The sequence below is a fragment of the Barnesiella sp. CU968 genome, assembly GCF_905219685.1.
GTDB lineage: Bacteria > Bacteroidota > Bacteroidia > Bacteroidales > Muribaculaceae > Lepagella > Lepagella muris_A.
The window spans coordinates 1-1549 of the sequence record NZ_CAJMXD010000536.1; the positions used below are offsets into that span (position 1 = coordinate 1).

Consider the following 1549-nt stretch of genomic DNA (forward strand, 5'->3'; position numbering starts at 1 on the left):
GATACTGTTTCTTTGAGTGTGTCTGACGCCGGCCACTAAAAAAGGACCAGCCAAATTTTGACCGGTCCTGACAAGTTTGTAATTTTAGGTGACCAAACTTAAAATTCAAACTAATGGATTTGACAAAATTACAACTTTCCGAGCTGATGTGCAAGCACGCAGCGAAAGGAAATGGTCTTCACGACCTGATGGAGATCATGATCGAGAGTATGATGGTCGCGGAGCGCGGCGAGTTTCTGGCTGATAATCCGGGAAATAAAGGTAATGGCTATCGTCCCGGCTCCACTTATGGCCAGGGGAGAAAACTTGAGTTCCGTATCCCTCGAGACCGCTACGGCAACTTCCATCCGCAAATACTCGCCATACTCCGCGACCAGGAAGAGGAATGCGATCGGCTCGCCGGAGTCCTTTATACAAAGGGGCTTACTCAGGAACAGGTTAGTGACGTATTCGACCAGATATACGGCCGGCACTACTCCAAGTCGAGCATCAGCCGTATGGTGGAATGTGTTCGCACTCAGGTCAATGAATGGCTTGAACGCGGTCTCGAAGAATATTACCCAGTCGTGTTCGTTGACTGCGTGCACATCAAGATACACCGCAAGCGATCGGTGGCTTCCGAGGCGTTCTATGTGGCATTGGCCGTAACCGAAGAAGGCACACGCGAGGTTCTTGGCATCTTCAACATGCCGCAGGAAAGTGCCACGGGCTGGGGTGATATCTTTGACAGGCTGAAAGAACGTGGTGTTCAACGGGTCGGTCTGATGGTGGCGGACGGCATCAAAGGACTTGACACCGTAATCGGAGAGAAATTCCCCGGCACACCGTTGCAGCGTTGCGTTACCCACCTGAAACGCAATATGTTCGCCAAGGTAAGGCATGGGGACAAGGCTGCCTTGGCCGCCGACCTGCGCGATGTGTTCCGCACCGGCCAACGGGACTACACAGTAGAAATGGCATGGGAGAAGTGGCAGGCAATGTGCGACAAATGGGGCAAGGACTATCGCACTATAAAGCTGCTCCGAAACAACGCCGACTACAAGGCTTACATGACATACCTCAACTATGCGCCTGAGATTCAGGCGATGATATACACCACAAACTGGATCGAACGGCTCAACCGCGACTTCCGCAGGGTTACCCGAATGAGAACCGCTATGCCGAATGAAGAGTCTGTGCTGACCCTGATGGGCAGTGTGGCGATGGACCATAAGGCCTTCGACAGGGCTCTGCCGAATATAACAGCAGACAAGACGCTGTTTCCGAACTGCCGGTAAAGGTTTTCTTAGCGGAATGGCCATCCTGGTGAAGTTGAAGCCGTCCCATACGGAACGGCTTCAGTATTCCACTGTCTCCAGTTTTGGCGCAGCCATGTTGCTGGCGGGTTGCTCCTCAGCAGAGCCCGTTTCCTCGTCCGGCTGCATACCAAAATTACTATTTTTTTCATCGAATAACGAAACAATGAGAAAAAACAATTAAATTTGCATCGTCATCTGAGGTCTACAGGCTTGAGTGAACTCGCCTCAGACACACTCAGTGAAACACTACC

At 51.5% G+C, this 1549-nt stretch carries 1 protein-coding gene; it reads left to right on the forward strand.

Annotation, left to right across the window (positions count from 1 at the left end):
• Positions 1–113 precede the first annotated feature (113 nt).
• Complete coding sequence (locus JX312_RS13465) at positions 114–1277, forward strand: IS256 family transposase (protein WP_204458422.1); 1164 nt, start codon at positions 114–116, stop codon at positions 1275–1277.
• Positions 1278–1549 lie beyond the last annotated feature (272 nt).